2 protein-coding genes are annotated in these 2,704 nt (G+C 60.7%); one reads left to right on the top strand and one right to left on the bottom strand.

Annotated elements, in window-relative coordinates; genetic code table 11:
- Positions 1–292 precede the first annotated feature (292 nt).
- Entirely contained in the window at positions 293–1,447 is a 1,155-nt protein-coding gene (locus tag EN750_RS28050; protein ID WP_127398667.1) for a dihydrodipicolinate synthase family protein, read from the top strand.
- A 157-nt stretch (positions 1,448–1,604) separates the two neighbouring features.
- On the opposite strand, the gene EN750_RS28045 is transcribed toward EN750_RS28050, so the two are convergent.
- Positions 1,605–2,624 (bottom strand): alginate lyase family protein, encoded by a 1,020-nt coding sequence (locus EN750_RS28045; RefSeq protein WP_245482833.1) that lies wholly within the window; start codon positions 2,622–2,624, stop codon positions 1,605–1,607.
- Between the last annotated feature and the right edge of the window lie 80 nt (positions 2,625–2,704).

Genomic DNA, 2,704 nt, shown 5'->3' with positions numbered 1-2,704 from the left:
CGCCTGCTTCGCGGGCGATGTCGAATATCGTCGCCTTGGCCCGGTTGGCCATCCAGATGCATCCTCCCCGACTGCAGGCCCAAACTATTGGAACGTTCTAATCTCTGCTCCGCTCCTGAGTCAATCGGGATTTTTCCCGCGCCTCGAACGCCGATTGTGCGTACTCAAATGGCTTGCAATATAAGGATTTTTGTGTTGCAATGCAGCATTCTTCCTGCCGTGGAGTTCGAATCTTAAAGGTTCTTGATTTATTGGAACGTTCCATTTAGTAGCGTTGCGAAGGGAGAGATCGATGGACATTGCCTTGCCTGGTGAGGGGGGCGGCAGCACCCGGTACACGCTGGTCGGCGAACCGGTGCAGCCTGACGTCGGCGCGCGATTTTCGCGTATCGCCTATGCCGCCGCGCACGTCGTTGCCGATCCGCTTGCCATGACCGATCCGTGGTCCAGGCCGGTGGTCGACTGGGACAGGACGATGACGTTCCGTCACCATCTGTGGCGGTTGGGATTCCGCATCGCCGAAGCGATGGACACGTCGCAGCGCGGCATGGGTTTCGACTGGGCAAACGCGCAGGAATTGATTCGCCGTTCGATCGCCGAGGCGCGTACCGTCGATGGCGCCGATCTCGCCTCGGGTGCCGGGACCGACCATCTGGCGCCCGCCGCCGCCAGGACACTGGACGATGTGGTCACCGCCTATGAGCGGCAATTCGCTTTCATCGAAGGCTTGGGCGGCAAGGCGATCATGATGGCCAGCCGGGCACTGGCGGCAGTTGCCAAGGGGCCGGACGACTATGTCAGCGTCTACGACCGCATCCTGTCCCAGGCATCCGGCAAGGTCATCCTGCACTGGCTGGGCGACATGTTCGATCCGGCGCTCAGGGGCTATTGGGGCAGCGAGAATTTCGAGGCCGCTCTCGATACTGTGGTTGCCATCATCGAACGCCATATTGGCAAGGTCGAGGGGATAAAAATCTCGCTGCTCGATGCCGGCAAGGAGGTCGCGCTGAGGAACCGTCTGCCGGACGGCGTCGTCATGTTCACTGGCGACGATTTCAATTATCCCGAACTGATCGCCGGCGACGAGAAAAGACACTCGCACGCACTGCTCGGTATTTTCGACGCGATTGCGCCGGTCGCCAATGCAGCGCTGGCGAAACTGGCGGAGGGTGACCGCGCCGGCTATGACACATTGATGGCGCCGACCGTGCCGCTATCGCGAAAAATCTTCGAGGCGCCGACCGAGTACTACAAGGCCGGCATCGTCTTCATGGCCTGGCTGAATGGCCATCAGGACCATTTTGCGATGGTCGGCGGCATGCAGTCGGCGCGCGGCATCCGTCACTATGCCGACGTGTTCCGCCTTGCCGACCAGGCAGGATTGCTCGCTGATCCCGATCTGGCGGTGGCCAGAATGAAGAGCCTTTGCACCGTCGCGGGCGTTTGATTTCGGGAAAGTGGTTCTCATCATCAACGTGACAGGCCAGGAATGCCGGACGTCCCTAGAGCAATTCCAGGAAAAGTGTGAAACGGTTTTCCGTCCGGAATTGCGTAAAAACAAGGAGTTAGAGCGGGTCGCCGTTTCCGTGAAACGGTGAACTGCTCTAACGTCTTCGCCACAGCCAAAAAGGCGCGATTGCCTCGTCTGGATGAAAAATGGGCTTGGCCGCCCTTCCCAGATCGGCAGGTGGCATCCCTGCGGGATCATGATGCGTCAGGTCGAGAAGCAGCGGCCCAAGCCGATCCGGATCGACAGTTTCGGCCGACATGGTGTGGCGCTTGTTCTCGTGCGCAACAAGCCAGTGCAGCGCCTGGACCAGTCCCAGTCCCTCGGCTGTCTTGTGCTGCCAGAGATTGTCACCAACCGAAGACAGGACACGGGCCAGCGACGTCCAGCCTTGCAAGGTAAACATGGCGTAGTGCCTGGGGCGCGTGCGGGACAGTTCCCTGGGCAAGGAGCCGTCGGCTGCGATCTGGGTCGCCAATCTCTCCCGAGCATAGAGGCTGATCTTGGCCAGGGTGGCGCTGTCGCCAAGAAATGTGGCGATCGATGCCCGCTGCAAATCGTAGTACGTTCCTTGGTTGCTGCTGCTGCAGAAGGCCGTCGCGGCTGCCGGCGCGGTGTCCAGCCATTCACAGTAGGAACCGAGCCAGGCTCTGAACGCCTCGCGATCCTCGTCGCCCAGTACTCCTGTTCGCTCGATCAAGCGTACGGCATCCAGGAAGAAATAGAAATCCTTCAGCTCGATGATGCCGTAGCCGGCCCCTTCATTGTTGTCGTGGCCCGACCGCACCTGCGCATAGCGCAAATGCGGGTTCATTCTTGTCTTGGGATCGACAAACCATGCGCGAATGAGCCTCGCGGCGTGGACGGCGTAATGACGTCCATCAAGCACGGTTGCGGCGAGCGCAAGCACGGTTGTGTCGTCGAAGACGCGCTGTAAACGTGTGCGATCGTAGGTTTCGCTTCCTGCTGCATACAATGCCGTGCCGGGCACGCGTTCGCCATCGCGCCTGATATAGGGCAGGCCATCGGGTCTGTCGGGGTCGGGCCACCAGTAAGGCGCCGGGTGAAAATAGTCCTGGGGATCCCCGCTGGGGGCTCGGCCAGTCTTGTCGAGCACGCTGAACGGACCGCGGGCGAGTGCCTGACCGGCCGCGGTTTCGAGATAGCGCAGGATGGGTCCGTCCTTTACCGCGTGGG

The organism is Mesorhizobium sp. M7A.F.Ca.ET.027.03.2.1, from assembly GCF_003999175.1.
In the GTDB taxonomy this organism is placed as follows: domain Bacteria; phylum Pseudomonadota; class Alphaproteobacteria; order Rhizobiales; family Rhizobiaceae; genus Mesorhizobium.
Note: the sequence above shows the minus strand (reverse complement) of the source record. Positions and strands in the feature narration are given on the sequence as shown.

Bases quoted from the DNA above. Each gene is read 5' to 3' on its own strand.
- EN750_RS28050 (WP_127398667.1), top strand. From the start codon at position 293: ATGGACATTGCCTTGCCTGGTGAGGGGGGCGGCAGCACCCGGTACACG.